1 protein-coding gene is annotated in these 1,601 nt (G+C 61.7%); it reads left to right on the plus strand.

Translation table 11 applies throughout. The features are described from left to right. Positions 1-104: 104 nt before the first annotated feature. Positions 105-1,223, plus strand: a complete 1,119-nt coding sequence (locus tag VMT30_05475) for an IS110 family transposase (protein HVQ44387.1) — start codon at positions 105-107, stop codon at positions 1,221-1,223. Positions 1,224-1,601: the final 378 nt, after the last annotated feature.

The following is a 1,601-nucleotide window of genomic DNA, read 5'->3' on the forward strand; positions in this document are numbered from 1 at the left end:
GCTAGACTGTATGTCCCTTCCACAAATGAGGCGACTCACCCTCGATGTTGCGACGAGGGTTACCCGGATGGGCCGGGCAGAGCCTCAAACATGGAGGGCGAGTCGTGGGCCATCATACCGAAGCCTTTGTCGGAATCGATACGTCAAAATCGCGTAATGCAATCGCAATTGCCGATGGCGGCCGTGGCGGCGAGGTGCGGTATCTCGGGGAGTTCCCTGCCACGGAGGCAGCGATCCGAAAGCTCGTGGCCAAGCTTGCAGCGAAATACCGTGATCTGACGTTTTGCTATGAAGCAGGGCCGACAGGATATGGGCTCTACAGACTGCTCAAGAGCCTCGGCCACGAGTGCCTGGTGGTGGCTCCCTCGCTCGTTCCGAAGAAGGCCGGCGACCGAGTGAAGACGAACCGGCGCGATGCGGTAAGCCTTGCCAAGCTCTTGCGCGCGGGGGAGCTCACCGCGGTGTGGGTGCCGGACGAGCGGCATGAGGCCATGCGCGATCTCTCGCGCGCCCGTCAGGCAGTGAAGAAAGACCTCCAGGGCAAGCGCCAGCAGATCTCGTCATTGATGCTGCGGCTGGGACGCATCTATCCGGGCAAGACGACGTGGGGGCCAGCCCACATGAATTGGCTGATGGCACAGAAGCTCGAGCATCGCGAGCAGCGCATCGCATTCGAAGAACTACTTGAGGGGATACGCCAGGAAAGCGAGCGCGTCGAGCGTTTGGAAAAGGCCATCCGCGAGGCGGTGCCCGAGTGGTCGCTCGCCGAGGTTGTCGCGGCCCTGCAGGCGATGCGGGGGATTGATCTCATTGCGGCTGTGGGGGTGCTGGCCGAGATCGGTGATCTCTCCCGCTTTCAAAATCCGCGCGAGCTGATGGGCTATCTGGGTCTCGTGCCCTCAGAAAGCTCGACCGGTGACAAGGTCAAGCGCGGCGGCATCACCAAGGCCGGAAATGGGCGGGCGCGACGCATTCTTGTGGAGGCGGCGTGGAGCTATCGATATCCGCCGCGCGTGAGCCGAGAGAAGCAGCCAAAGGTGGAGGCTGCACCGAGACGCGTGCGCGAGATTGCGTGGAAAGCGCAAACCAGACTGTGCGGGCGCTTCCGGTCACTCGAGCGGAAGGGCAAGCGGCGAACGGTAGTCGCCACGGCGATTGCCCGCGAGCTATCCGCCTTCATTTGGGCGATCAATCGCGAGCTCATGGCACATCGACAGGCGTAACGTCGTTGGGGGCTGTGGACCGCTCGAGTCGTGAGGTGCGCTCGACCGGCCCACAGCCCCCTCCATTGCAACCAGAATCAGGAGGATAGTCGCAGACATCAATCGTGCAGGGGTGAAGGCGGGACCACGGCAGGGGAATTCCTGAAACCCATTATGTGGCCGATCATCCGATCGACGCCCGATTCTAGACCAGGACAGCCCCAGACGAAAAAACGGAAATGCGGTATCCAACCCGCGCATCAGAGCCTGTTCACCGACGTCTTTGGGTCCCGCCTTCTCCTCTGCACGATCCATCAGTGCAAGAACTTCACGATGAGTCCACGTGGAGACGGGAAACCGTGCGCTGTGTGCTTGACTGGGGACATCAGAATGGGATGG

It is taken from the genome of Candidatus Saccharimonadia bacterium (assembly GCA_035544015.1).
Taxonomy (GTDB): domain Bacteria; phylum Patescibacteriota; class Saccharimonadia; order UBA4664; family UBA4664; genus UBA5169.